This is a genomic window from Variovorax sp. J31P207, assembly GCF_030316965.1.
Taxonomy (GTDB): Bacteria; Pseudomonadota; Gammaproteobacteria; order Burkholderiales; family Burkholderiaceae_C; genus Variovorax; species Variovorax ginsengisoli_B.
Genome location: NZ_JASZYN010000006.1, coordinates 450,121 through 473,973, shown reverse-complemented (window position 1 = coordinate 473,973; position 23,853 = coordinate 450,121). Strand labels below are relative to the sequence as shown.

Annotated in this window: 24 protein-coding genes and 1 pseudogene; 13 read left to right on the top strand and 12 right to left on the bottom strand. The window is 69.5% G+C overall.

The genetic code is table 11. The annotated features are described in order from the left end of the window. Positions 1-137 precede the first annotated feature (137 nt). From QTI68_RS22870 to QTI68_RS22825, 10 genes are all read left to right on the top strand, one after another. The gene (locus QTI68_RS22870; RefSeq protein WP_286509859.1) at positions 138-809 is read left to right on the top strand and encodes an amino acid ABC transporter permease; all 672 of its coding nucleotides are present in this window, start codon (positions 138-140) and stop codon (positions 807-809) included. Between the two features lie 5 nt (positions 810-814). Beyond that, a complete protein-coding gene (locus QTI68_RS22865) occupies positions 815-1,468 on the top strand; it encodes an amino acid ABC transporter permease (RefSeq protein WP_286524768.1) in 654 nt (217 codons plus the stop codon). Between the two features lie 45 nt (positions 1,469-1,513). After that, complete coding sequence (locus tag QTI68_RS22860) at positions 1,514-2,311, top strand: transporter substrate-binding domain-containing protein (protein WP_286524766.1); 798 nt, start codon at positions 1,514-1,516, stop codon at positions 2,309-2,311. A gap of 24 nt (positions 2,312-2,335) precedes the next feature. After that, the gene (locus tag QTI68_RS22855) at positions 2,336-3,109 is read left to right on the top strand and encodes an amino acid ABC transporter ATP-binding protein (RefSeq protein ID WP_286524764.1); all 774 of its coding nucleotides are present in this window, start codon (positions 2,336-2,338) and stop codon (positions 3,107-3,109) included. A 19-nt stretch (positions 3,110-3,128) separates the two neighbouring features. Further along, the gene (locus QTI68_RS22850; RefSeq protein ID WP_286524762.1) at positions 3,129-3,866 is read left to right on the top strand and encodes a sugar phosphate isomerase/epimerase family protein; all 738 of its coding nucleotides are present in this window, start codon (positions 3,129-3,131) and stop codon (positions 3,864-3,866) included. 8 nt (positions 3,867-3,874) lie between these two features. Next, positions 3,875-4,825, top strand: a complete 951-nt coding sequence (locus tag QTI68_RS22845) for a sugar kinase (protein WP_286524761.1) — start codon at positions 3,875-3,877, stop codon at positions 4,823-4,825. Continuing rightward, a complete protein-coding gene (locus tag QTI68_RS22840; RefSeq protein ID WP_286524760.1) occupies positions 4,822-5,802 on the top strand; it encodes a 2-hydroxyacid dehydrogenase in 981 nt (326 codons plus the stop codon). Before QTI68_RS22845 ends, QTI68_RS22840 begins: the two co-directional genes overlap by 4 nt. Continuing rightward, positions 5,799-6,842: a LacI family DNA-binding transcriptional regulator gene (locus QTI68_RS22835; protein ID WP_286524758.1), complete on the top strand. Its 1,044-nt coding sequence runs from the start codon at positions 5,799-5,801 to the stop codon at positions 6,840-6,842. Before QTI68_RS22840 ends, QTI68_RS22835 begins: the two co-directional genes overlap by 4 nt. A gap of 98 nt (positions 6,843-6,940) precedes the next feature. Further along, a complete protein-coding gene (locus tag QTI68_RS22830) occupies positions 6,941-7,180 on the top strand; it encodes a FitA-like ribbon-helix-helix domain-containing protein (RefSeq protein ID WP_286524756.1) in 240 nt (79 codons plus the stop codon). After that, on the top strand, positions 7,177-7,593 hold the full coding sequence (locus QTI68_RS22825) for a type II toxin-antitoxin system VapC family toxin (protein ID WP_286524755.1): 417 nt from the start codon (positions 7,177-7,179) through the stop codon (positions 7,591-7,593). The genes QTI68_RS22830 and QTI68_RS22825 overlap by 4 nt, the downstream gene beginning before the upstream one ends. Here the strand turns inward: QTI68_RS22825 and QTI68_RS22820 are convergent. Genes QTI68_RS22820 through QTI68_RS22800 form a run of 5 tightly spaced genes read right to left on the bottom strand, consistent with a single transcriptional unit; the run spans position 7,590 to position 11,409 of the window. After that, on the bottom strand, positions 7,590-8,390 hold the full coding sequence (locus QTI68_RS22820; protein ID WP_286524754.1) for a cyclase family protein: 801 nt from the start codon (positions 8,388-8,390) through the stop codon (positions 7,590-7,592). The two genes, QTI68_RS22825 and QTI68_RS22820, sit on opposite strands and share 4 nt — an antisense overlap. A gap of 47 nt (positions 8,391-8,437) precedes the next feature. After that, positions 8,438-8,830: a RidA family protein gene (locus tag QTI68_RS22815; protein ID WP_286524753.1), complete on the bottom strand. Its 393-nt coding sequence runs from the start codon at positions 8,828-8,830 to the stop codon at positions 8,438-8,440. After that, on the bottom strand, positions 8,827-9,816 hold the full coding sequence (locus QTI68_RS22810) for a Bug family tripartite tricarboxylate transporter substrate binding protein (protein ID WP_286524752.1): 990 nt from the start codon (positions 9,814-9,816) through the stop codon (positions 8,827-8,829). Before QTI68_RS22810 ends, QTI68_RS22815 begins: the two co-directional genes overlap by 4 nt. A gap of 13 nt (positions 9,817-9,829) precedes the next feature. Further along, positions 9,830-10,276: a hypothetical protein gene (locus tag QTI68_RS22805; RefSeq protein WP_286524750.1), complete on the bottom strand. Its 447-nt coding sequence runs from the start codon at positions 10,274-10,276 to the stop codon at positions 9,830-9,832. After that, on the bottom strand, positions 10,273-11,409 hold the full coding sequence (locus QTI68_RS22800) for an aminotransferase class V-fold PLP-dependent enzyme (protein ID WP_286524749.1): 1,137 nt from the start codon (positions 11,407-11,409) through the stop codon (positions 10,273-10,275). Before QTI68_RS22800 ends, QTI68_RS22805 begins: the two co-directional genes overlap by 4 nt. 35 nt (positions 11,410-11,444) lie before the next feature. Between QTI68_RS22800 and QTI68_RS22795 the strand changes: the two are divergent. From QTI68_RS22795 to QTI68_RS22785, 3 genes and pseudogenes are all read left to right on the top strand, one after another. After that, positions 11,445-11,708, top strand: a pseudogene (locus QTI68_RS22795) (Crp/Fnr family transcriptional regulator); the annotation flags it as partial. A 79-nt stretch (positions 11,709-11,787) separates the two neighbouring features. Further along, the gene (locus QTI68_RS22790) at positions 11,788-12,132 is read left to right on the top strand and encodes a Crp/Fnr family transcriptional regulator (protein ID WP_286524748.1); all 345 of its coding nucleotides are present in this window, start codon (positions 11,788-11,790) and stop codon (positions 12,130-12,132) included. 210 nt (positions 12,133-12,342) lie between these two features. Continuing rightward, positions 12,343-13,533, top strand: a complete 1,191-nt coding sequence (locus QTI68_RS22785; protein WP_286524746.1) for a saccharopine dehydrogenase family protein — start codon at positions 12,343-12,345, stop codon at positions 13,531-13,533. Positions 13,534-13,544: 11 nt separating this feature from the next. Here QTI68_RS22785 and amrS read toward each other — a convergent pair whose 3' ends face one another. From amrS to QTI68_RS22750, 7 genes are all read right to left on the bottom strand, one after another. Next, entirely contained in the window at positions 13,545-14,639 is a 1,095-nt protein-coding gene (gene amrS / locus QTI68_RS22780) for an AmmeMemoRadiSam system radical SAM enzyme (protein ID WP_286524745.1), read from the bottom strand. Further along, positions 14,636-15,445, bottom strand: a complete 810-nt coding sequence (gene amrB, locus QTI68_RS22775; RefSeq protein WP_286524743.1) for an AmmeMemoRadiSam system protein B — start codon at positions 15,443-15,445, stop codon at positions 14,636-14,638. Before amrB ends, amrS begins: the two co-directional genes overlap by 4 nt. 45 nt (positions 15,446-15,490) lie before the next feature. Further along, on the bottom strand, positions 15,491-15,970 hold the full coding sequence (locus QTI68_RS22770; protein WP_286524880.1) for an Lrp/AsnC family transcriptional regulator: 480 nt from the start codon (positions 15,968-15,970) through the stop codon (positions 15,491-15,493). After that, a complete protein-coding gene (locus QTI68_RS22765; RefSeq protein WP_286524741.1) occupies positions 15,967-16,425 on the bottom strand; it encodes a RidA family protein in 459 nt (152 codons plus the stop codon). Before QTI68_RS22765 ends, QTI68_RS22770 begins: the two co-directional genes overlap by 4 nt. Beyond that, positions 16,422-17,396, bottom strand: a complete 975-nt coding sequence (locus QTI68_RS22760) for a transglutaminase family protein (RefSeq protein ID WP_286524740.1) — start codon at positions 17,394-17,396, stop codon at positions 16,422-16,424. The genes QTI68_RS22765 and QTI68_RS22760 overlap by 4 nt, the downstream gene beginning before the upstream one ends. Before the next feature lie 33 nt (positions 17,397-17,429). Continuing rightward, a complete protein-coding gene (locus QTI68_RS22755) occupies positions 17,430-20,132 on the bottom strand; it encodes a circularly permuted type 2 ATP-grasp protein (protein ID WP_286524739.1) in 2,703 nt (900 codons plus the stop codon). Between the two features lie 87 nt (positions 20,133-20,219). After that, complete coding sequence (locus QTI68_RS22750; protein ID WP_286524736.1) at positions 20,220-23,717, bottom strand: transglutaminase family protein; 3,498 nt, start codon at positions 23,715-23,717, stop codon at positions 20,220-20,222. Positions 23,718-23,853: the final 136 nt, after the last annotated feature.

Below are 23,853 nucleotides of genomic sequence, written 5' to 3'. Positions count from 1 at the left end.
TAGGCATCGCTCCGACCTAGGGGAATCCCTAGGACGGTGCTGAAACCGGTTTCAAATATACTTCGCTGCCCCCCGATGAAGTCTTTCGACTGCGGGGATGCACCAACACCGAACCTGCCTTCGAATCGACGCCCCCCGTGAACTACCAATTCCAGTTCGATGCCGTCTTCGCCGCCTGGCCCCTGCTGCTGAAAGGCACCTGGATCACGATCCAGCTGTCGCTGGTGGCGACGCTGCTGGGCCTGGTGGTGGCGGTCTTCTGCGCCTGGGGCAAGACCTCCGGGCCGGCCTGGCTGCGCTTCGTCGTCAATGCCTACATCGAGGTGATCCGCAACACGCCGTTCCTGGTGCAGCTGTTCTTCTTTTTCTTCGCGCTGCCGGCCATCGGGCTGCGCTGGTCGCCCTACACCGCGGCGCTGACCGCGATGGTGGTGAACCTCGGCGCCTATGCGGCCGAGATCGTGCGGGCCGGCATCGAGTCGATCCCCAAGGGCCAGATCGAGGCCGGCCGGGCGCTCAACCTCAAGCCCTGGGAGATCTTCCGCTTCGTGATCATCAAGCCGGCGCTGAAGGCGATCTACCCGGCGCTCACGAGCCAGTTCATCCTGCTGATGCTGAGCTCGGCCGTGGTGTCGGTCATCTCGGCCGACGACCTGACCTCGGTGGCGGCCAACCTGCAATCGCAGACCTTCCGCAGCTTCGAGATCTACATCGTCGTGGCCTGCATCTACCTGGCGCTGTCGCTGGCGTTCTCGGCGCTGTTCAAGCTGATCTACAAGCGCACCCTCAACTATCCGGATCGGCGCTGAACACCATGCGTACCTTCGGTTTCCCCGAATTCCTGTTCATCCTCGAAGCGGCCCAGTGGACGCTGGCGCTGTCGGCGATCGCCTTCGTCGGCGGCGCGATCCTCGGCCTCGCGATCGCGCTGGCGCGCACCTCCGACAGCAAGGCGGCACGCGTACTGTCGACCGGCTTCATCCAGATCTTCCAGGGCACGCCGCTGCTGCTGCAGCTGTTCCTGATCTTCTTCGGCGCGCCGGTGCTGGGGCTGGAGATCAATCCGTGGATCGCGGCCGGGGTGGCGCTGATCCTCAACAGCGCCGCCTTCCTGGGCGAGATCTGGCGCGGCTGCATCGAGGCGATCCCGCGCGGCCAGTGGGAAGCGGCCGAGGCGCTGAACCTCCACTACGGCGCGCGGATGCGTGACGTGGTGCTGCCGCAGGCCTTCAAGATCGCGCTGCCGCCGACCGTGGGCTACGTAGTGCAGATCATCAAGGGCACCTCGCTGGCCGCCATCATCGGCTTCACCGAGATCACGCGGGCCGGCCAGATCATCAACAACGCCACCTTCCAGCCGCTGCATGTGTTCACCACCGTGGCGGCGCTTTACTTCGTCATCTGCTGGCCGCTGTCGCTGCTCGCCGCGCGCATGGAGCGCAAGCGCGCCCGCGCTCTGGCTCGCTGAGTTTTTCCGTTCTTCGATTCCAGTCCTCAACCTAGGAGACCTGACATGATCCGTTCCACCACCCGCCGCGCTGCCCTCGCAGCCCTCGGCCTGGGCGCCGCACTGACCGCCTTCGCGCCTTTCGCCTCGGCCCAGAGCGTGGCCGATATCAAGAAGAAGGGCGAGATCACGATCGGCATGCTGGTCGACTTCCCGCCCTACGGCACCACCGACGCCAAGAACCAGCCCGACGGCTACGACGCCGACGTCGCCAAGCTGCTGGCCAAGGAGTGGGGCGTCAAGGCCAACATCGTGCCGGTCACCGGCCCGAACCGCATCCCCTTCCTGCTGACCAACAAGGTCGACCTGCTGGTCGCCTCGCTGGCGATCACGCCCGAGCGCGCCAAGCAGGTCCAGTTCTCGCAGCCCTACGCGGCCGCGACCATCGTGCTCTACGGCAAGACCGGCACGCCGATCAAGAGCGCGGCCGACCTGAAGGGCCTGCGCGTGGGCGTGGCGCGTGCCAGCACGCAGGACGTGGCCGTGACCAAGGCGGCGCCCGAAGGCACCGAGATCCGCCGCTTCGACGACGACGCCTCGGCCATGCAGGCCCTGATGTCGGGCCAGGTCGACGCCATCGGCGCCTCGACCACGGTCGCAGCGCAGATCGCCAAGCGCGTGCCGCCGAACACCTTCGAGAACAAGTTCAACCTGGTGCAGCAGAACATGGGCATCGCCATGCGCCCGGGCCAGGACGACCTGCTCAAGAACGTCAACGACTTCGTGGCCAAGAACTCGGCCAACGGCGAGCTGAACAAGCTCTACCAGAAGTGGCTGCAGACCGACCTGCCCAAGCTGCAGTAAACCGGACAACTCCAGGGAACATCCATGACTGACGCAGTCGCGACCGCCGCCGACCCCATCATCCGCATGGAGGCGGTCAACAAGTGGTACGGCAGCTTCCAGGTGCTGACCGGCATCGACCTGTCGGTGCGCACCGGCGAGCGCATCGTGATCTGCGGGCCCTCGGGCTCGGGCAAGTCGACGCTGATCCGCTGCATCAACCGGCTCGAGACGGTCCAGCAGGGCAAGATCGTGGTCGATGGCATCGACCTCACGGCCGGCGGCAAGAACGTCGACGCGGTGCGCGCCGAGGTCGGCATGGTGTTCCAGCAGTTCAACCTGTTCCCGCACCTCACGATCCTGCAGAACTGCACGCTGGCGCCAATGCGCTCGCGCGGCATGAGCAAGACCGAGGCCGAAGAGGTGGCGATGAAGTACCTGACGCGGGTGCGCATCCCGGAGCAGGCCCACAAGTACCCGAGCCAGCTCTCGGGTGGCCAGCAGCAGCGGGTGGCGATCGCGCGCGCGCTGTGCATGGCGCCCAAGATCATGCTGTTCGACGAGCCCACCTCGGCGCTCGACCCCGAGATGGTCAAGGAAGTGCTCGACACCATGATCGGCCTGGCCGAAGACGGCATGACCATGCTGTGCGTGACGCACGAGATGGGCTTCGCGCGCAGCGTGGCCGACCGCGTGATCTTCATGGCCGATGGCAAGATCGTCGAGCAGGCGCCGCCGCAGGAGTTCTTCGGCAACCCGAAGAACGAGAAGACACGCCAGTTCCTGGGCCAGATCCTCAGCTCCCATCAGGCGCATTGAAGCGCCCGCCCTCATCGCCATGCCGCCGCCCGTCCTGATTTCCCTTTCCTCCTTCGGCGCCGCAGAGACCGGGCGCCATGGCCAGCTCTGGTGCGCGCAGCTGGCGCGTGCCGCCGGCGCCGACAGCGTCGAGGTGCGCGGCGAGCTGCTGCGCGACCCAGCCTCCGAACTGCCTGCGATGGCGGGTCTGGCCTCGGTCTATTCCAGCCCCGAGGGCCTCTGGGCCGAGGGCGGATGGCTCGACAGCGCGGCGCTCGGCCGCGGCATCGCCGCCGCCACGACGCTCGGCGCCCGCCGGCTCAAGATGTCGATCGGCGACTTCGGCCCGGGCTCGCACGGCTCGCTGTGGGGCCTCAAGGTGCAGCTGGCCGAGACCCGGATCGAGCTCGTGATCGAGAACGACCAGACCGTCTCGGCCGGGTCCCTGCCCGCGATGCAGGCCTTCTTCGACGCCGCCGACCGCGCCGGCCTCGACCTCGGCATGACCTTCGACATGGGCAACTGGCACTGGGTCGGCGAATGCCCGTTGCAGGCGGCGCAGGCCCTGGGCCGGCGGGTGCGCTACGTACATTGCAAGGGCGCGCAGCGGCTGCCCGCCAAGTGGGTCGCCGTGCCGCTGGCCGATTCGGTGGCGCCCTGGCGCGCCGTGCTGCGGGCGCTGCCGGCCGACGTGCCGCGTGCCATCGAATATCCGCTGATCGGCGACGACCTGCTGGCCGTCACGCGCGACCAGGTCGCCCACATCCGCTCCCTGTGACCACTGCCATGACCTCATCCGCCTTCGATGTCGCGCTGTTCGGCGAAGCCATGCTGCTGCTGGTTGCCGACCGGCCCGGCCCGATCGAAAACGCCACCGCCTTCCACAAGCGCACCGCCGGTGCCGAGACCAATGTCGCGATCGGCCTGTCGCGCCTCGGCCTGAAGGTCGGCTGGGCCAGCCGGCTCGGCACCGACTCGATGGGCCGCGCGCTGCTGGCGACCATGCAGGGCGAGGGCATCGACTGCTCGCACGTGATCTGCGATGCGACGCAGCGCACCGGCTTCCAGTTCAAGGGCCGCGTGACCGACGGCAGCGACCCGCCGGTCGAATATCACCGCAAGGGCTCGGCCGCCAGCCACATGGGGCCGGCCGACGTCGACGAAGCCTGGCTGCGCTCGGCGCGCCACCTGCACGCCACCGGCGTGTTCGCGGCCATCTCCGACACCAGCCTGCAGGCCGCGATCAAGAGCATGGACGTGATGCGCCAGGCCGGCCGCACGATCTCCTTCGACCCCAACCTGCGGCCGACCCTGTGGGCGTCGCCCGAGACCATGCGGCACTGGATCAACGACCTGGCGTCGCGCGCAGACTGGGTGCTGCCCGGCATGGAGGAGGGCCTGATCCTCACCGGCGAGACGACGCCTGAGGGCGTGGCGCGCTTCTATCGCCAACGCGGCGCTAAGCTGGTGGTCGTGAAGCTCGGTGCCGAAGGCGCCTACTACGACAGCGACGTGGCCGGCACGGGACGCGTCGACGGTTTCCCGGTCAAGGAGATCGTCGACACCGTGGGCGCCGGCGACGGCTTTGCGGCCGGCGTGGTCAGTGCCTTGCTCGAAGGCCGGACGGTGCCCGAGGCGGTCCGCCGCGGTGCCTGGATCGGCGCCCGCGCGGTGCAGGTGCTCGGCGACACCGAAGGCCTGCCGACGCGCGCCCAACTTGAGGAGACCGGCCTGTGACACGCAAGAACATCCTTGTTTTTCGGGAGTTGCCCGACGATCAACTGGCGCGGCTGCAGGCCGCGCACGAGGTCACGGTCGCCGATCCGCGCTCGCAGCGCGCCGCCTTCGACGCGGCGCTGCCGCTGGCCCATGGCCTGATCGGTTCCAGCTTTCCGGTCGACGAAGCGCTGCTGGCGCGCGCGCCACGGCTCGAGGTCGTGTCCAGCGTCTCGGTCGGCGTCGACAACTACGCACTGGCCGCGCTGCATGCGCGCGGGATCCTGCTGTGCCACACGCCGGGCGTGCTCGACGAGACCGTGGCCGATACCGTGTTCGCGCTCCTGATGGCCACCAGCCGCCGGGTCGTCGAACTCTCCAATCTGGTGCGCGACGGCGCCTGGACCAAGAACATCGGCGAGGACCTGTTCGGCTTCGATGTCCACGGCAAGACGCTGGGCCTGCTGGGCTTCGGCCGCATCGGGCAGGCCATCGCCCGCCGCGCTGCGCTGGGCTTCGGCATGCCCGTGCTGTACCACGCACGCCGGCCGGTCGACCTTGCCTCGCAGGCGCCCGAGCTGCATGGCCGGGCCGTCCATACGCCGCTCGCCGAACTGCTGGCGGGCGCCGATTTCGTGGTCGCGATGCTGCCGTTGTCCGACAGCACGCGCGGGATGATCGATGCAAGCTTCTTCGCTGCGATGAAACCGGGCGCGGTCTTCATCAACGGCGGGCGGGGTGCCACCGTGCAGGAAGACGCGCTGCTGGCGGCGCTCGATCACGGCACGCTTCGGGCCGCCGGCCTCGATGTCTTCGCGACCGAGCCGCTGCCGGCGGCATCGCCGCTGCGCACCCATCCGCGCGTGACGCCGCTGCCGCACATCGGCTCGGCCACGCACGAGACCCGGCACGCCATGGCCGAGCTGGCGACCACCAACCTGCTGCAGGCGCTCGCCGGCGAACGCCCCGCGGCGGTCTTCGACACCGCTTCCGCGTGAGCGCCGCCGCCCCAGCGCCGCGGCCGGCGCGCGCCACCATCGCCGACGTGGCCAAGGCGGCCGGCGTCTCGAAGGCCACGGTGTCGCGTTTCCTGAACCACCGCGAGCGGCTGCTGAGCCCCGACATCGCGGCCCGGGTCGAGGCCGCGGTGGCGAAGCTGGCCTACACGCCGAGCCCGATGGCGCAGGCCCTGAGCCATGGCCGTTCGCGCCTGATCGGCCTGATCGTGGCCGACATCACCAATCCCTATTCGGTGGCCGTGCTGCGCGGCGCCGAGAAGGCCTGCCAGGATGCGGGCTACCTGGTGATGCTGTTCAACCTCGGCAACGACATCGACCGCGAGCGCGAGGCGATCAATGCGCTGGCCGGCTACCAGGTCGACGGCTTCATCCTCAACACGCTCGGGCGCGGCGCCGGCCTGATCGACGCCGACGCGCTGCACGGCAAGCCGGCGGTGCTGGTCGACCGCCGCCATGCGGGCATGCACACCGATTTCGTCTCGCTGGACAACGCCGCCGCCATGAAGTCGGCCTGCAGCCATCTGGTCGACGGCGGCTATCGCGAGCTGCTCTACATCACCGAGCCGCTGAAGGGCGTGAGCTCGCGGCGCGAGCGGACCGCGGCTTTCGGCGACTGCGTGACGGCGCACGAGCCGCGCGTGGCCGGCGAGGTGTACGAATCCACGGGCGACGACGGCGATGGCCTCGATGCGGCGCTGCGCGCCCTGCACAAGCGGGCGAAGCGCGGCAAGCGCGCGGCGGTGCTGGCGGGCAATGCAGTCGTGACCCTGCGCGTGGCCGCCGCGATGGCGCGGCTGGGCTTGCGCTTCGGCGAGGACATCGGCTTCGTGGGCTTCGACGATCCCGAATGGGCGCCGCTGATCGGGCCCGGCCTGAGTGCCATCGCGCAGCCGACCGAGGAAATCGGCCGGACGGCGGCGATCTGCCTGCTGGAGCGGCTGCAAGGGCTGGAGGGGCCGGCGCGGCAGCTGCTGCTGCCGGGGGAGCTGGTGGTGCGGGGGTCGTCGGGCGGGGGGTGAGGCCGGGCGGTCGTGGTGTGACGTTGCCCAAGCCTTGCTGCGGTGACGTCAAAATAGTAAAATGACAGCATTGAATGCAACCAAAAAAGGTGAAGTCAATGCCGGTCATCACCGTTCGCAATCTCCCCGACGAGGTACACCGCGCCATCCGCGTGCGTGCGGCCACGCATGGTCGGAGCACCGAGGCTGAAATCCGCTTCATCCTTGAGGCGGCTGTAACGCCCGAAGGGCGAGTCAAGCTGGGCACTTTGCTGGCAGGAATCGGCCGCGAACTCGGGGGCATCGATCTGAAAATCAGCCGGGACAAGACGCCCGCGGAGCCTTTGAGATTTGAATGATCCTGCTCGACACCAACGTCATATCGGAACCCATGCGCGTTGCCGATGGCCGCGTGGTGGCATGGATCGATGCCCAGCGAATAGAGACCCTGTACCTGGCCGCGATCACGGTTGCCGAGTTGCGCTTCGGCGTGGCGGCGATGCCGGCCGGCAAGCGCCGCGATGCCTTGCACGACCAGATTGAAAACCGGGTGCTTCCACTGTTCACTGGCCGCGTGCTGCCGTTCGACCTGGCCGCTTCGCAAGCCTATGCCGAACTGATGGCACGCGCGCGGAACGACGGCTTGGCGATCGGGGTGGCAGACGGATACATCGCGGCGATCGCGCGTGCTCACGCATTCTCCGTCGCGACCCGCGACACCCGTCCTTTCGAGGCGGCTGGACTGGCGGTGATCAATCCCTGGGTTGACTAGCCGCGCGCGCCGCCCGAGCCCCCTTCGACCAGCGCCAACACCCGCAGCGGACTCCCCGACCCCTCCTGGATTTTCAGCGGCGCCGATACGATCAGTGCCCCGGTCGGCGGCAGCTGATCGAGGTTCTTCAGGCATTGCAGTCCGTAGCGGTTCGCGCCGTGCATCAGCGTGTGGCAAGGGTAGGCCATCGGCCATCCATGCGACTGTCCCGCGTCGGTGTTGATCGTCTCGACGCCGAAGCCATGCACCTTGCGCTCGCCAATCAGCCACTCGACCGCCTCCTGCGTCGGACCCGGTGTGTGGGCGCCGTCCTCGCGCATGTTGACGAAGGCGGCCGGGTCGGCGATGCGCTTGGACCAGTCGGTGCGCAGCAGCACCCAGGCGCCTTCGGGAATGCGGCCGTGGCGCGCCTCCCAGGCCCGCAGGAAGTCCACCGTCAGCAGCCAATCGGCATGCTCTGCCACCTCGGTGCTGGCATCGATCACCACCGCCGGCGCGATGAAGTTGCTGGCGTCGATGGTGTCCACCGTGTTGCCCGGATGGTCCTTGCCGGTCACCCAGTGGGCGGGCGCGTCGAAGTGCGTGCCCGTGTGCTCGCCGCAAGTGAAGTTGTTCCAGTACCAGCCGGGACCGGCTTCGTCGTAGCGCGAGATGCGCTCCATCTTGAATGCCGCGACCTGGCCGAATTGAGGCGGCAACTGCAGCGGCGGGAAATCTTCGCTCAGGGTGTGGGTCAGGTCGATCGTGCGGATCGATCGATCGCGCAGGGCCGCGGCGAGGTGGGTCAGGATGCTCATCGGGGGTTTCCTATCCGTGGGAAAGATTCGTTTGTTCGTTGGCTCGTTCAGGTCCGGCGCCGGGCCGTGACCTCGATCTCGACCTTGGCGCCTTCGACCGCCAGTGCGCTGCACAGGGTCGTGTTGGCGGGCCGGTTGTCGCCAAGGCGGCGCTTGAGCACGCCGCTGACCGCGATCACGTCGGCACGATCAGGCACGTAGACCCGCACCCGCACCACGTCGGCGAGGCTGGCCTGCGCTTGCGCCAGTGCGCCTTCGATGGTGTCGAGCGCCAGTTCGCATTGCCGCTCGGCCGTGGCCGGGAACTCGCCGCTGGCGAAATCCTGGCCGATCGTGCCGGAGACGAAGACCCAGTCGCCGTCGACGACGGCGCGAGAGTACCCGGCCAGCTCTTCCCAGCGTGAACCGCTCTGGATGAAAGTGCGAGGGGCGGCGCTCATTGCGCCTTGAACCCCGAATCGCGAATGACCTTGCCCCAGCTGCGCGAGGCATCGACCACCCACTGCTCGACCTCCTTCGACGGTGCCGCCGTGACCTCGTTGCCCATCTTGGCCAGCCTCTCCTGTAGGTCGGGCTGCGCCAGGACGTTTTTCATCGCGCGGTCGAACTGCTCGACGAATTCGACCGGCAGGCCCTTCGGTCCGAAGAAGGCCAGCCAGGGGTTCTTGTCGATGCCGCTGAAGCCGAGTTCGAGAAAGGTCGGGATCTCGGGCGCGGTCTTGCTGCGCTCCTGCCCCGAGCTCGCGAGGATGCGCACCTTGCCGGCGCGGTGGTACTCGATCAGCTCGGTCATCGACGCGATGCCGATCGGGATCTGCCCCGCAAGCAGGTCCTGCACCATCGGCGCGCCGCCCTTGTAGGGCACCGAGTTCATCGTGACGCCGAGGGACTTGCCGATGATGTGGCCGATGAACTGCGGCACGCTTCCGGCCGCGGGGACGCCGTAGTTGGCCTCGTTGGGATGGGCCTTGACCCAGGCGCCGAGCTCGGCCATGGTCTTGATGCCGGTGGCGGCGCTGACCGCCAGCACGTTGTAGTACGAGGCCACGCCCGCCAGCGCGGTGAAGTCGTTCACCGGGTCGTAGCCGGCCGCGGCAATGGTCAGCGGGATGATGACCTGCGTGTGGTCGATCGACAGCATGATCGTCGAGCCGTCGGCCGGCGCCGCCTTGAGGAGCTGGGCAGCGATCTGGCCGCCGGCGCCGGCCTTGTTGTCGATCACGAACACCTGGCCGTTCATGGCCTTGCCGAGCTTGTCGACCACCGCCCGCGCCACCACGTCGGTGGCCCCGCCCGGCGGGAAGCCCACCAGAACGCGGATCGGGCCGCTGTAGGCCTTGGTGTTCGCGTGGGCGATCCAGGGCGACGAGAGTGCGGGTGCGAGCAGCGCGGCCGTGAATGCCTGGCCGAGTCGGCGTCGGTTCATGATCATCTCTTCCTCATCGTGGTTTCAGAATCTGCGCCGCGTCCGCGGCGGCGCTGCGTTCCAGGCGGGCCTGGATCAGCAGCACCTCGAGCTCGTGGCAGCGCACCAGCCGCAGCCAGCGGGCGTCGTCCATGTCGGCGCCGCGCGATGCATGCAGGGCGATGCGGCAGCCGCCGGTGGCCGCATCGGGCTCGACCGTGGCGTGGATGCGGGGGGCGAGCGCATCGGGCGCGCCGCCCACGTGGTAGGTCACGGTCAGGCGCGCGCTGTCGACGACCGGGCGCACCCAGCTCGGCGTGTCGTCGAACAGCGAATGGCCGCGCACCACGCCGCCGCCGATCGACTCGGTCTGCCAGCAGCCCAGGGCCCACTGGCCGAGGGCCTGGCCATCGCCAAGGAAGTCCAGGGCCTGCTGCGGACTCGCGCGGCAGAGCACCGAAGCGCTGTGGGTGGCCGTCATCGCGTCAGGCGAGCCAGCTCGCGCAGGGCGCCCACCACGTCGTCGGCCGTGTTGTAGAAGTGCGGCGCGATCCGGATCACGTCGTTGCGTGCCGAGACCACGTAGCCCGACTGCAGCATCCGCGCTTCGACCGCAGCTGCGTCGGCGATGCGGATCGCGGTGTTCGCGCCCTTGGCGGCGGGGTCCAGGGGGCTCGCGACTTCGAGGTCCAGGCGCGCTGCTTCCTCGATGGCCACGGCCGACAGCTGCTGCAGGTAGGCCTCGATCGCGGGAACCCCGATCTCGTTGAGCAGGGCCATGCTGGCGCGCGCGACGCTGGCGCACATCATCGGCGGCGTGCCGGTGTTGAACCGCGTGGCGCTGTCGGCGAAATCGAGTTGCGCGGGATCGAAGGCGAACGGATTGACGCGGCCGAACCAGCCGGTGACCGTGGGCACGAGCTGCCGCGCCAGCGCCGGCCGCACGTAGAGAAACGCGATGCCCGGAATGCCCAGCAGGTACTTCTGGGCACCGGCAGCCAGGATGTCGACCTCCTGCGCCCGGACGTCGATCGCGATCGAGCCGGCCGACTGGTAGGCATCGACGAACTGGATCGCGCCTTGTGCGCGCGCCGCCCGCCCGGTGGCCGCGATGTCGACGATCTGGCCATCGTAGAAGCAGGCCTGCGAGACCGACGCCAGCGCCGTGCGGTCGTTGATTGCCGCCGCGATCCGTTGGGTGGTATCAGTGCGGCCCGCCTCGGCTTCGACGAGGCGCACCCGCGCGCCGCGCGGCTGCTGCGCCAGCCAGACGTGGCAGATCGAGGGAAAGTCCAGCGTGCTCGTCACGACCTCGGGGCGTCCGGCGTCGAAGCGCAGCGCCGAGGCGATGGCCGACGCGGCATCCGACACGCTGCCCAGCACCGCGATGTCCTCGGCGTTGGCGTGGATCATGCGAGCGAACTCGGCGCGGGCCAGGGCCACCTGGTCCATCCAGTAGCCCCAGTCGGCGCCGCGGCGGACCCAGACGTCGAGGTACTCGTCGATGGCCTGGCGCACCGGCAGGCTCAGCGCGCTTTGCGAGCAGCTCGACAGCTGCACCGCGTTGTCCAGGATGGGAAAGAGCTTTCGGTATGAGGAGAATGGATGTTTCATGAAACGGCCCACCGGAACATGCGGGCTTCGAGGCGATGAACAAGAACGCAGAGACGACGGCTTCCCCTTCGGCGTGGATCGAGGTGCCGCACTTCCGCTGGGAGATGCTGACGGCGCAGGGCGCGCCGCGGGTGGACTTCCGCAAGGGCCAGACCCTGTTCTCGCAGGGCGACGCCGTGACCCATGTCCACGTCGTCGAGCAGGGGCGTGTCCGGCTGGTGCTGCTGTCGGAGGCCGGCCACGAGAAGCACATGGCGATCGTCGGAACGCAGGGGATGGTCGGCGAATGCAGCGCGTTCCTGGATGGCAGGCATTCGGTCACCGCGGTGGCCTCGTCGGACGTGGTCACTCGGCAGGTCGGCGCTGCTGCAGCAGGGGATGGCGCGCGACGAAGCCTGCATGCGCCAGGTGCTCTGGCTCATGAACGTCAAGCTGCGCGTGCTTGCGCACCAGAACCTGCTGCTGAGCCAGGCGACGGCGACGCAGCGGGTGGTCCATCACCTGGTGCAGCTGGCCGGCACCTACGGCGAGGCGCAGGGGCAGGGCGTCGCGATCCGGATCTCGTTCACCCACCAGGAGATGGCCAACCTCGCCGGCCTGAGCCGGGTCATGACCTCCAACGTGCTGATGCAGCTGCAGGCGCAGGGCGTGATCGAGATGGTCAAGTCGCATTGCGTGATTCGAGAGATGCAGGCGCTGAGGCAGCGGGCCGTGGTGTTGTGATTGAACCCGGGTCGATGGCGGCCCAGTGTAGGAACCGGTCGGAGCGCCGTATGTCAACGGCTTTACAAGCCGCCATCTTTTTCTCTGACCTTTCGATCGTCCGGGCCGTCGTTTCGTCGGCGCGAGGCGCTCCGTCGACGCAATGGCGGCTTCCGCCCGACCGCGAGGCCTCCTAGAGTCGGTTCATCCGATGCCGCAAGGGAGGACCCGATGATCTCGATTCGCAACGTGCTGGTGCTGGGGGCCGGCAAGGTGGGTGGCACGGTGGCCGACATGCTGGCCGACTACCACCGGATTCCGGTCACGCTCGCTGACCGCGATCCGCCGCGACGCGCGCTGGACGACCCGCTGGTTCGGCGCACCGTGCTCGACGTCGAGGACACCGCCGCGCTGGCGGCCGCATTGGCCGGGCACCAGCTGCTGGTCAACGCGCTGCCTTTCCAGCAGGCCGGGCGCGTCGCCACCGCCGCACGCGCGCTCGGCGTGCACTACCTCGACCTGACCGAGGATGTCGCGGCCACCCGCGTCATCCGTGGCCTGGCCGACGGCGCGGAGACCGTGCTGATGCCGCAGTGCGGCCTGGCGCCCGGCGTGATCGGCATGCTGGGCGCGCACCTCGCCGGCCGCTTCGACGATCTGCACGACCTGCACTTGCGCGTCGGTGCGCTCTCGCGCCACGCCACCAACGGCTTGCGCTACAACTTCACCTGGAGCATCGACGGCCTGATCAACGAGTACTGCCATCCGTGCGCGGCCATCGTGCAGGGCCAGCCGGTGTCGGCGCAGCCGCTCGAAGGGTACGAGACCCTGGTGCTCGACGGCGACACCTACGAAGCCTTCAACACCTCGGGCGGGCTCGGCACCTTGTGCGAGACGCTGGCGGGCCGGGTGCGCAACCTCGACTACAAGACGCTGCGCTACCCGGGCCACCGCGATGCGATGGCGCTGCTGCTGCACGACCTGCGGCTGGCCGAGCGGCGCGACCTGCTGCGGGAGGTGCTGGAACACGCCGTGCCGCACAGCCGCGAAGACGTGGTGATCGTGTTCGCCTCGGCCTCCGGCCTGCGTGGCGGGCGCCTCGAACAGGAGACGCGCATGGCCCGCATCCAGGGTGGCCGCCTGCGCGGCGTGGACCGCACCGCGATCGAGCTCGCCACCGCGGCGGGCGTGGTCGGCGTGTTCGAGCTGCTGCGCACGGGCCGCCTGCCGGCGCGGGGTTTCGTGGGGCAGGAGCAGGCGGCGCTCGAGGACTTCCTGGCCACGCGCGTCGGCAGCTGCTATGCCGCACTCGGCGAACCGGGCAGCGGCGCGGCGTCGGCCAGCCCGCATCGCGGCGCCACCTTCGCTCATACCTGGCCGCCTCAGCCGCGACGTCGCGCGCGCAAGGAGCCGCAGGCATGAACGCGAGCCGCTCAGGCCGCCAGCCGCACCGGGATGCGGCGGCGGCCGAAGGCGCGCGCGACGGTGCCGAAACGGCCGGCGACCCGTGTGCCGCAATGCGGGCAGGCGCCATGCTCGTCGAGCCGGCAGTCCAGCACCTCGTACCAGTCGCGCCGCAGCAGTGCCGCGTGGCATTGCGCACAGAAGGTGGTGCCGCCCTCGATGTCGTGCACGTTGCCGGTGTAGACGTGGTGCAGGCCGTTGGCCAGGGCGATGCTGCGGGCGCGCCTGAGCGTGGCGGGGGGCGTCGGCGGCAGGTCGAGCATCCGGTAGTCGGGATGGAAGGCCGTGAAATGCAGTGGCACGTCGAGGCCGAGCCGATCGGCGATCCAGCGCGTCATGGCGTCGATCTCCGCATCGCTGTCGTTGAGTCCGGGAATCAGCAGCGTCGTGATCTCGAGCCAGCAGCCGGTTTCGTGCCGCAGGTAGAGCAGGGTGTCGAGCACCGGCGCGAGGTGGGCGCCGGTCTGCCGGAAGTAGAAGCTTTCGGTGAAGCCCTTCAGGTCGACGTTGGCCGCGTCCATCCGGGCGTAGAAGTCGCGCCGCGGCTCGGCATGCATGTAGCCCGCCGTGACCGCGACGCTGTGCAGGCCCATGGCGTGGCAGGCGTCGGCCGTGTCCATCGCGTACTCCGCGAAGACCACCGGGTCGTTGTAGGTGAAGGCCACGCTCGAGGCGCCGTTCGCGCGCGCCGCCTCGGCGATCCGCTGCGGCGAGGCGCTGTCCGTGAGCCGGTCCTGCTCGCGGCTCTTGGAGATGTCCCAGTTCTGGCAGAACTTGCACGCGAGGTTGCAGCCCGCGGTGCCGAAGCTCAGCACGCTGCTGCCGGGAAGGAAGTGATTGAGCGGCTTTTTCTCGATCGGGTCGATGCAGAAGCCCGAGCTGCGGCCATGGGTCGTGAGCACCATCGCGTCGCCGACACGCTGGCGCACGAAGCACAGTCCGCGCTGGCCCTCGTGCAGGCGGCAGTCGCGCGGGCACAGGTCACACTGGACGCGGCCGTCGTCGAGCCGGTGCCACCAGCGGGCAGGGGCCGAACCGGCCGTCCGTGTGTCGAGGTTGGTCATGGCGCTTGCTCGAAGGCGAAGGCCGCGTAGCCCACCACCCGGCTGCGATCGCCCGCCGTATCGCCGGAGTTGCACAGGTCGAGCAGTCGCGGCGCCAGCCCATGCGCCCGGGCGGCCCGCAGGGCGCCGTTGATCGCCGCCGCTCCGCAGGCCTGCTGCGGCGCGAGGCCGGCATCGAGGTCCAGGATGCGCTGCACGCTCGCGCGGTCCGCGGCCTGCGCCTGCGCGTAGGGCAGATAGTGCGACAAGTCCGAGCTGATCACGATCAGGGTTTCGGGCCCGCCCCAAAGCCGATCCAAGACCCGTGCCACCGCCTCCGGGTCGGCGTCGCCGACGACCAGCGGGACCAGCGAGAAGGCGTCGAGCACGCACTGCAGGAAGGGAAGCTGGACTTCGATCGAATGCTCTTGCGCGTGCGCCCGGTCGCTGCGGAGCACCTGCGGCAGGCCGTCGATCTTCGCGAGCGCGTCGGTATCGATCGCCGTGCGCCCGAGCGGGGTCTCGAACGCGGCGCAGTCGGGCGCGGCCAAGCCGTCCACCCAGACCCGATGCGCGGGCCCGAGCAGCACGACACGGGTGACCGCCGCATGGCGCCCGCGTCCGAGCAGGTCATAGGCCGCGGCGGCCACCGCGCCGGAGTAGGCGTAGCCGGCGTGGGGTGCGATCAGGAGCTTCGGCGGCCCGCCAGCACGACAGTGGTTGTCATCAGCGGCCTCGCCCAGGCAGCGTTCGACCTGCTGGCGCAGCGCCGAGGGCGCGGCCGGGTAGAACAGGCCGTCGACAGCGGCGCGGCGAACGGCAGGCATGGGCGGGACTCCTGCCGCTGAATTTGAACCTTCCGCTGTGGAAAATCAATCTCGTTCGCCCTGGGCCTGCCCCGGCGGCACCGCGCTGCGCCGGTCGATCTTGCGGCTCAGCACCACCGAGGTGTGCGTGTGCTGGATGCCTTCGATCAGGCCGATGCGGTCGAGCAGCGCGTCGAGCTGCTCGTTGGTCTCGCAGCGCAGGGCCAGCATGTAGTCGTACTGGCCGCTGACGGCCGAGAGTTCTTCGACTTCGGGCAGCCGTTCGAGCGCGCGAACCACCGTGGCGCCGGCCTTCGGCGCCACGCTGAGGCCGCAGTACGCGCGCACGGCTGCGTGTTCGAGGCGTTGGCCGAGCCGCACGCCATAGCCGGCGATCACGCCGTCGCGCTCCAGCCGCGCGATGCGGGCGACCACCGTGGTGCGCGCCACGCCGAGCTTGCGCGCCAGCATCGCGGCGGGCTCGCGGGCGTCGGCCTGGAGCAGGCTCAGCAGGTGGCGGTCGGTGTCGTCCAATGAATCACTTATTCTGCTTCGGCGATCAGTTCGATCTCGACGCAGGCTCCGAAGGGGATCTGCGCCACGCCGAAGGCGCTGCGCGCATGGGCACCTTTCTCGATGCCGAAGACCTCGGCCATCAGCTCGCTGGCGCCGTTGGTCACCAGGTGCTGCTCGGTGAAGGTGGGCGTGGAATTGACCAGGCTCATCAGCTTGACGATGCGCTTGACCTTGTTCAGGTCGCCGACCGCCGCGTGCAGGGTGCCGAGCAGGTCGATCGCGATCGCGCGCGCGGCCTGCTTGCCTTCGTCGGTGCCGAGTGCGCCGCCGAGCTGGCCGACCCAGGGCTTGCCGTCCTTGCGGGCGATGTGGCCGGAGAGGAAGACCAGGTTGCCGGTGCGCGCGAAGGGCACGTACGCCGCGGCGGGCGTGGCCACCGGGGGCAGGGTGATGCCGAGGGCGGTGAGTTTGTCGTAGACGCTCATGGGGATTCCTTGTTCTGGGATTGGGATTGGGACTGTGATTGGGACTGCGACGCCGCCACGGCCGCCGCCTGCTCCTTCAGCTCTTCGAGCGGCCGCACCGTGACGCTGACCGCGAGCGTGTGGCGTGCACCACCATGCAGCACGCCGCGCATCGGCGAGACATCGGAGTAGTCGCGGCCGATGGCCAGCGTCACGTAGTCCTCGCCGGGCTGGCGGCCGTTGGTCGGATCGAAGTCGGCCCAGTCGCCGGGGCCGTCGGCGCCCGGCAGGTAGACCGAGACCCAGGCATGCGAGGCGTCGGCGCCGATCAGGCGCGGCCGGCCCGGCGGCGGCTGGGTCAGCAGGTAGCCGCTCACGTAGCGGGCCGGCAGTCCGAGGGTGCGCAGGCAAGCGATCATGATGTGGGCGAAGTCCTGGCAGACGCCTTTGCGCTGGGCCAGCGCCTCGATCGCCGGCGTGCTGATCTCGGTGCTGCCGGCGTCGTATTCGAGATCGCGGTACATGCGCAGCGTCAGGTCCATCGCGGCGTCGAAGGCTGGCCGGCCGGGCGCGAAGCTGGCCCGTGCGTAGGCGGCGAAGTCATCATGGCGCGGCACGTAGCGCGACGGAAAGACGAAATCCGAGGCCGGGTCGTAGCTCGAATCCTTGACGTAGCGGAAGCGCTCGCGCACCTCTTCCCAGGGCAACTCGCGGGCGATCGCCGGCGACAGCACCGGCTGGGCGGTGTCGACCACGCTCTCGGCGGTGACCACCAGCTCCTCGTGGGTGGCTTCGAGCGCGAAGAAGGCGCGGGCGTTGCCGTAGACGTCCGGCGACTCGCCGTGCTGGGCCGGGGTCGGGCTGATCGTCAGCGCGTGGCTCACCAGGCGCTGGGAGGCCGTGTTCATCGGCTTCAGGTGCGCCAGGTGCTGCGCCGTCTCGACCGGCGGCGCGTAGTCGTAGCGGGTGGCGTGGGTGACGTGAAGCAGCATGGACGGGACTTTACTCGCCCCAGGCGGGCCGCTTCAGGCGCCCACGGAACGCAGCGATTCGGAGGTCAGCGTGAAGTAGCGGGTGCCGATGGCATCCGACACATGGTAGGCGGCGGTTTCGCTGGCCGCGAACAGCTGCACCAGCGTCGGGTACTGGGCATCCGGACCGGCCTCGCAAAGCCCTTCGAGGGTCCAGGTGTCGGGGTCGGGCAGGTCGTACGACAGCGCGGTGAGCTTGTCGGGCGCGCTGCCCGCCAGCTTGGCGATGCGCTTGCGCAGGGTGTGCGTGACCCAGGCCAGCGAGCGCGGGTTGTCGCCGTCCTGGACCAGCAGGTCGACCAGGGTGGCGACGTCGCGCCGCTGCTGGTAGCGCGCATGGAAGGTGATGGTGCTGTCGAACAGCGCCACCATCGCCTCGAAGCCGCTGACCTCGTGCACCGAGCCATGCTCGAAGCCGGCGGCCAGCGCACTCGACAGGAAGCCGAGGCGCTCGATGTGGCGGCCGATGGAGAGCAGCCGCCAGGCGTCGTCGCGCGTCATGCGGTCGGTCTGGGCACCGGTCATGGCCGACAGCGAGGTGCTGGCCGATTCGAGCAGGCGCAGCGCGATGCCGGTGGCGTAGCCGCCCTCGGCTTTCTCGCCGGCCTGTTCGGCGCTGCGGCGCAGGAAGTCGGACTCGGCGCGCACGATCTGGTTCCAGTGGTCCTGCGACAGGCGTTCGCGCACCGCGGCGGCCGACTGGCGGATGCAGCGCAGGCTCCAGCCCACGCTGCCCCCGGTGTCGACGTTGCCGAGCTCGGCGATCAGCGCCCGCTCGAAGACGCGCCGCGACTTGGGCAGGCTCGGTACTTCGGGCGGCACCAGCGCATTGCGCTGGGCCAGCTGATGCAGCCAGACCAGCAGGGCTCGCGAGGACTGGTCTTCGCCGCTCAGCAGGTCGAGCGTGAGCCGGGCCAGGCGCACCGCGTTCTCGGCCCGCTCGGTGTAGCGCCCGAGCCAGAACATGTTCTCGGCCGCGCGGCTGGTGACCGGGGCGCGGTGCCGCGCCAGCGAGGCCGGCGTGGCGTGCGGCTGCAGCAGCGTGGTGCGGTCGACCTCGCCGTCGGTGCGCACCCACACGTCGGCGCTGCTGCCGCCGCGCTGCATCGAGGCGATCTGCGCGTCGCGTCCGGCCAGCCGCGCCAGCCCGCCCGGCAGCACGCGCCAGGAGCGCGGACCGTCGCTGACCGCGAACACCCGCAGCAGCACCGAGCGCTGCGCGATGTGGCCGCGGCCGAGGTCCTGGGTCCAGGTCGGCATCTGCGACAGCGGCAGATAGCTCTGCACCGTATGGGCGTCGCCCTGGCGCACGATGCGGCCCGCCCACTCGTCGAGTTCGCGGCGACCCATGTGGCGCCCCAGCACGGCATCGAAGCTGGTGTGGGCGTCGACATCGGGGTAGGTCGCCTTGATGGCGCAGTCGGCCAGCTGCGGCAGCACGGCTTCCATCGCCGCGCGCTCGCCGCACCACCAGGTCGGCAGCGCGGGCAGCTGCAGCTTCTCGCCGATCAGCCGCCGCGCCAGTGCCGGCAGGAAACCCAGCAGCGCCGGCGATTCGAGGAAGGCCGACCCGGGCATGTTGGCCACCAGCACGTTGCCGGCGCGGATCGCCTGCAGCAGGCCCGGCACGCCGAGCGTGGAGTCGGGCCGCAGTTCGAGCGGATCGAGGAATTGGTCGTCGAGCCGCTTGACCAGGCCGTGCACCGGCCGCAGGCCCTGCAGCGTCTTGAGGTAGAGGCGCTGGTCGCGCACCGTGAGGTCGTTGCCCTCGACCAGCGTGATGCCGAGGTAGCGCGCCAGGTAGGCGTGCTCGAAGTAGGTCTCGTTGTAGGGGCCGGGCGTCAGCAGCGCGATGTGCGGCGGCTGGCCGGCCGGGCACATGCGCTGCAGGCCCTCCATCATCGCGTTGTAGGTGGCGGCCAGGCGCTGCACCTGCAGGTTCTCGAAGGCCTGCGGAAACTGGCGTGCGATGGCGAGCCGGTTCTCGAGCAGGTAGCCCAGGCCCGAAGGCGCCTGGGTGCGCTGCGAGACCACCCACCAGTTGCCGTCGGGCCCGCGTGCGAGGTCGAAGGCGGCGATGTGCAGCCAGGTGTCGCCCGGCGGGCGCACGCCGTGCAGCGCCCGCAGGTAGCCCGGATGGCCCTGCACCAGCGCCGGCGGCAGCAGGCCTTCGGCGAGCAGCTGCTGGGGGCCGTAGACGTCGGCCATCACGTGGTCGAGCACCCGCACGCGCTGCTGCACGCCGGCTTCGATCTGGGCCCAGCTGTCCGCCGAGACGATCAGCGGAAAGAGGTCGAGCGACCATGGCCGCTGCGGACCGTCGGCGTCGGCGTAGACGTTGTAGGTGACGCCGTTGTCGCGGATCTGGCGCTCGAGGCTGATCGCGCGCCGCGGCAGGTCGTCGAAGCCGCCCGGACCGAGGTTCTCGAAGAAGCCGCTCCAGGCGGGCGCCAGCGGTGCCTGGTCGCCGGCATCTTCGTCCGCCTGCGCGGGTGGCGTCTCGGGACGGGGGGCAGAGGCGTCGTAGAGCGGCGCCGGCTGCGACGGGACAGCCTGGCGCGCTTCGTCCTCCGGGGTCGCGCCGCCGCGCAATTCGTCGAAATGGCCGGGCGCGGCCGGCGGTGCGAGCGCGGCCGCGAGCGCCGCAGGCGCTTCCAGGGCCTGGGCGTCGAAGAGGGATTCGTTCAGTGGGTCCACGGTGCGCCGATTGTCACACTGCGGTCACGACGACAAGATGCGCTCGCGTGAGAAAAGTCCGAAACGCCGCGCCGCCTCGACATCCGCTCAGCGCCGCAGGTCGAGCGTGAACGGGAACTCGCGGCTGCCGGCCAGCTCGATGGTCGCCGGCGGCGTGCTCATCAGGCCCGGCGTGTGGCCCATGCGCGTGAAGCGCGAGTGGCGCCGGCTCTCGGCCTCGTAGGCGTTGACCGGGAAGGTGTCGTAGTTGCGCCCGCCCGGATGGGCGACGAAGTACTGGCAGCCGCCGAGGGAGCGCTTCATCCAGGTGTCGACGATGTCGAAGGTCAGCGGCGCATGGGCGCCGATGCTCGGATGCAGCGACGACGGCGGGTTCCAGGCCTTGTAGCGCACGCCGGCCACGAACTCGCCGACCGTGCCGGTGGGCTGCAGCGGCAGCACGCGGCCGTTGACCGTGACGACGTGGCGGCTCTCGTTGAGGCCGGTGACGCGCACCTCGATGCGTTCGAGCGACGAGTCGACATAGCGCACGGTGCCGCCGGCCGAGCCTTCCTCGCCCATCACGTGCCACGGTTCGAGGGCATTGCGCAGCGACAGCTCGACGCCCATCGCCTGCACCTGCCCGACCAGCGGGAAGCGGAACTCGAAATGCGGCGCGAACCAGTTCGGGTCGAAGGCGAAGCCGGCCTGCCGCATCTCGCTGATGACATCGTCGAAGTCCATCTTGACGAAGGTCGGCAGCAGGAAGCGGTCGTGCAGCTCGGTGCCCCAGCGCGTGGCCGGCGCCTGGTACGGCGCGTCCCAGAAGCGGGCGATGAAGGCGCGCAGCAGCAGCTGCTGGGCGATGCTCATGCGCGCATGCGGCGGCATCTCGAAGGCGCGCAGCTCGAGCAGGCCCAAGCGGCCGGTGCTGGAATCGGGCGAATAGAGCTTGTCGATGCAGAACTCGCTGCGGTGCGTGTTGCCCGTGACGTCGACCAGGATGTTGCGCAAGGTGCGGTCGACCAGCCAGGCCGGCATGTTCTGGCCGTAGATCTCGCGGTTGCGGGCGATCTCCTTGAGCGCGATCTCGAGTTCGTAGAGCTGGTCGTTGCGGGCTTCGTCGACCCGTGGCGCCTGGCTGGTCGGGCCGATGAACATGCCCGAGAACAGGTAGCTCAGCGACGGATGGTTGTGCCAGTAAAGCAGCAGGCTGGCGAGCAGTTCGGGCCGGCGCAGGAAGGGGCTGTCGGTGGGCACCGCGCCGCCCATCACGAAGTGGTTGCCGCCGCCGGTGCCGGTGTGGCGGCCGTCGGTCATGAACTTTTCGGCCGACAGGCGGGTCTCGAAGGCCGCGTTGTAGAGGAACTCGGTGTGGTCCACGAGCTCGCGCCAGTTGTGCGCAGGGTGGATGTTGACCTCGATCACGCCCGGGTCCGGCGTGACCTGCAGCAGCTTCAGGCGCGGATCGCGCGGCGGCGGGTAGCCTTCCATGACGATCTTCACGCCGAGCTGCTCGGCCGTGGCCTCGATCGCCGCGACCAGGTCGAGGTAGTCCTCGAGCCGTGCCAGCGGCGGCATGAAGACATACAGCACGCCCGACGCGCTGCCGAGCTTCTCGGCCGCCGGGCCGTTGGCGCGGCGCGGGTCGCGGACCTCGACGCAGAGCGCGCTGCGGGTGATCCAGTGCGCCGACTCGCCGCGCCGCGGCTGGCGCGGCGTGGTCGGATCGATGGTTTCGTCCGTCGTGCGGGCAGGGCCGTCGCCCGGCGACTGCATGCGCAGCGCCGCCGGCGCCGCTTCGGGCGCGCCGAAGGCATAGGGCACGGCACCCCGGTCGCCGCTCGCGCCGCTCGGCGCGGGGCCGCTGTAACGGGCGCGGTAGTCGGCGGCACTGGGCAGGCTGCCGAGCGGCGCGGTCGGGTCGCGCTCGACCAGGTAGGGGTAGTCGCCCTTGCTGGTCCAGGGCTGGGAGTCGAGCGGCAACCGGTAGCCCATCGGCGAGTCGCCGGGGATCAGGTACATGCGGTCGTCGCGCAGGAACCAGGGGCCGGTCTTCCAGCCCGGGCCGGCCAGCGCCGGCGCGTCGGGGTCGGCGTTGCCGGCCTCGATCGGCAGCATGTAGCCGATCACCGCATTGAGCTTCTGCGTGAACACCCGTCGCAAGCGGACACGCTCCATCTCGTCGTCGAGCTTGGAGTCGAAGGGATCGACGTTGACCGGCAGCCGGCGTTCGCGCCACAGGTAGTAGTAGACGTCCTCGTAGCCGGGCTGGATGTAGCGCTCGGTGAGGCCCAGGCGATGCGCCAGCACGGTGGTGAAGCGGCGCGCGTCCTCGCTGGTGTAGTGCGTGGGATGGCGCTCGTCGGCGAACAGCTCGGGGTTGTGCCAGAGCGTCTGGCCGTCGGCTCGCCAGTAGATCGACAGCGCCCAGCGCGGCAGCTGCTCGCCCGGGTACCACTTGCCCTGGCCGAAATGCAGGAAGCCGCCCTGGCCGTATTCGGCCCGCAGCTTGTGCACCAGTTCGGTGGCATAGCCGCGCTTGGTCGGGCCGAGTGCGTCGGTGTTCCATTCGGGCGCGTCGCGGTCGCTGGTGGCGACGTAGGTCGGCTCGCCGCCCATCGTGAGCCGTACGTCGCCGGCCTTCAGGCGCTTGTCGACCGCATCGCCCAGGGCCACGATCTCGGTCCATTGCTCGTCGGTGTAGGGCTTGGTGACGCGCGGCGACTCGTAGATGCGCGTGACCTTCATCTCGTGGCCGAACTCGACCTCGGCATCGTCGACCACGCCTTCGATCGGTGCGGCGCTCGAGGGCGTCGGCGTGCAGGCCAGGGGGATGTGGCCTTCGCCGGCCAGCAGACCGGAGGTGGCGTCCAGCCCGACCCAGCCGGCGCCCGGCAGGTAGACCTCGCACCAGGCGTGCAGGTCGGTGAAGTCGACTTCGGTGCCGCTCGGGCCGTCGAGCGCCTTGACGTCGGGCGTGAGCTGGATCAGGTAGCCCGACACGAAGCGCGCGGCCAGCCCGCAGTGGCGCAGCAGCTGCACCAGCAGCCAGCCCGAGTCGCGGCAGGAGCCCGAGGCGTTGGCGAGCGTTTCTTCCGGCGTCTGCACGCCGGGCTCCATGCGGATCAGGTAGTTGACGTCCTGCTGCACCTGCTGGTTCAGGCCGACCAGGAAGTCGATGGTGCGCTGTTCCTTGCGGTCGATTTTCTCGAGGTAGGCCTTGACCAGCGGTGTCGCCTCGTCGGCCACCAGGTAGGGCGCGAGTTCCTGGGCCTGCGACTCGGTGTACTTGAAAGGGAAGTTCTCGGCCTGCGGCTCGAGGAAGAAGTCGAAGGGGTTGTAGACCGCCATCTCGACCACGAGGTCGACCGTGACCTTGAACTCGCGCGTCTTCTCGGGAAACACCAGCCGCGCCTGGTAGTTCGCGAACGGGTCCTGCTGCCAGTTGACGAAATGCTCGGCGGGCTCGACCTGCAGCGAATACGAGATGACGTTGCTGCGGCAATGCGGCGCCGGGCGCAGCCGGACCACCTGGGGGCCGAGTTGCACCGGACGGTCGTACTTGTAGTGGGTGACGTGGTGGAGTGCGGCGTGGATGGACATTGTTTCTCGGTGCGTCGAGGGTGCCTCGGAGTGAGACGCATACTAGCCGACACAGAAAGCAATTTGCGCGCCAAAGAAGTGCGCAGGGAGTGAATTGCACATGAAGTCTGGAGTCGGATCTTGAGGGCCGGCCGGG

Bases quoted from the DNA above. Each gene is read 5' to 3' on its own strand.
- QTI68_RS22865 (WP_286524768.1), top strand. From the start codon at position 815: ATGCGTACCTTCGGTTTCCCCGAATTCCTGTTCATCCTCGAAGCGGCC.
- QTI68_RS22860 (WP_286524766.1), top strand. From the start codon at position 1,514: ATGATCCGTTCCACCACCCGCCGCGCTGCCCTCGCAGCCCTCGGCCTG.
- QTI68_RS22855 (WP_286524764.1), top strand. From the start codon at position 2,336: ATGACTGACGCAGTCGCGACCGCCGCCGACCCCATCATCCGCATGGAG.
- QTI68_RS22850 (WP_286524762.1), top strand. From the start codon at position 3,129: ATGCCGCCGCCCGTCCTGATTTCCCTTTCCTCCTTCGGCGCCGCAGAG.
- QTI68_RS22845 (WP_286524761.1), top strand. From the start codon at position 3,875: ATGACCTCATCCGCCTTCGATGTCGCGCTGTTCGGCGAAGCCATGCTG.
- QTI68_RS22830 (WP_286524756.1), top strand. From the start codon at position 6,941: ATGCCGGTCATCACCGTTCGCAATCTCCCCGACGAGGTACACCGCGCC.
- QTI68_RS22825 (WP_286524755.1), top strand. From the start codon at position 7,177: ATGATCCTGCTCGACACCAACGTCATATCGGAACCCATGCGCGTTGCC.
- QTI68_RS22820 (WP_286524754.1), bottom strand. From the start codon at position 8,390: ATGAGCATCCTGACCCACCTCGCCGCGGCCCTGCGCGATCGATCGATC.
- QTI68_RS22815 (WP_286524753.1), bottom strand. From the start codon at position 8,830: ATGAGCGCCGCCCCTCGCACTTTCATCCAGAGCGGTTCACGCTGGGAA.
- QTI68_RS22810 (WP_286524752.1), bottom strand. From the start codon at position 9,816: ATGAACCGACGCCGACTCGGCCAGGCATTCACGGCCGCGCTGCTCGCA.
- QTI68_RS22805 (WP_286524750.1), bottom strand. From the start codon at position 10,276: ATGACGGCCACCCACAGCGCTTCGGTGCTCTGCCGCGCGAGTCCGCAG.
- QTI68_RS22800 (WP_286524749.1), bottom strand. From the start codon at position 11,409: ATGAAACATCCATTCTCCTCATACCGAAAGCTCTTTCCCATCCTGGAC.
- QTI68_RS22790 (WP_286524748.1), top strand. From the start codon at position 11,788: ATGGCGCGCGACGAAGCCTGCATGCGCCAGGTGCTCTGGCTCATGAAC.
- QTI68_RS22785 (WP_286524746.1), top strand. From the start codon at position 12,343: ATGATCTCGATTCGCAACGTGCTGGTGCTGGGGGCCGGCAAGGTGGGT.
- amrS (WP_286524745.1), bottom strand. From the start codon at position 14,639: ATGACCAACCTCGACACACGGACGGCCGGTTCGGCCCCTGCCCGCTGG.
- amrB (WP_286524743.1), bottom strand. From the start codon at position 15,445: ATGCCTGCCGTTCGCCGCGCCGCTGTCGACGGCCTGTTCTACCCGGCC.
- QTI68_RS22765 (WP_286524741.1), bottom strand. From the start codon at position 16,425: ATGAGCGTCTACGACAAACTCACCGCCCTCGGCATCACCCTGCCCCCG.
- QTI68_RS22760 (WP_286524740.1), bottom strand. From the start codon at position 17,396: ATGCTGCTTCACGTCACCCACGCCACCCGCTACGACTACGCGCCGCCG.
- QTI68_RS22750 (WP_286524736.1), bottom strand. From the start codon at position 23,717: ATGTCCATCCACGCCGCACTCCACCACGTCACCCACTACAAGTACGAC.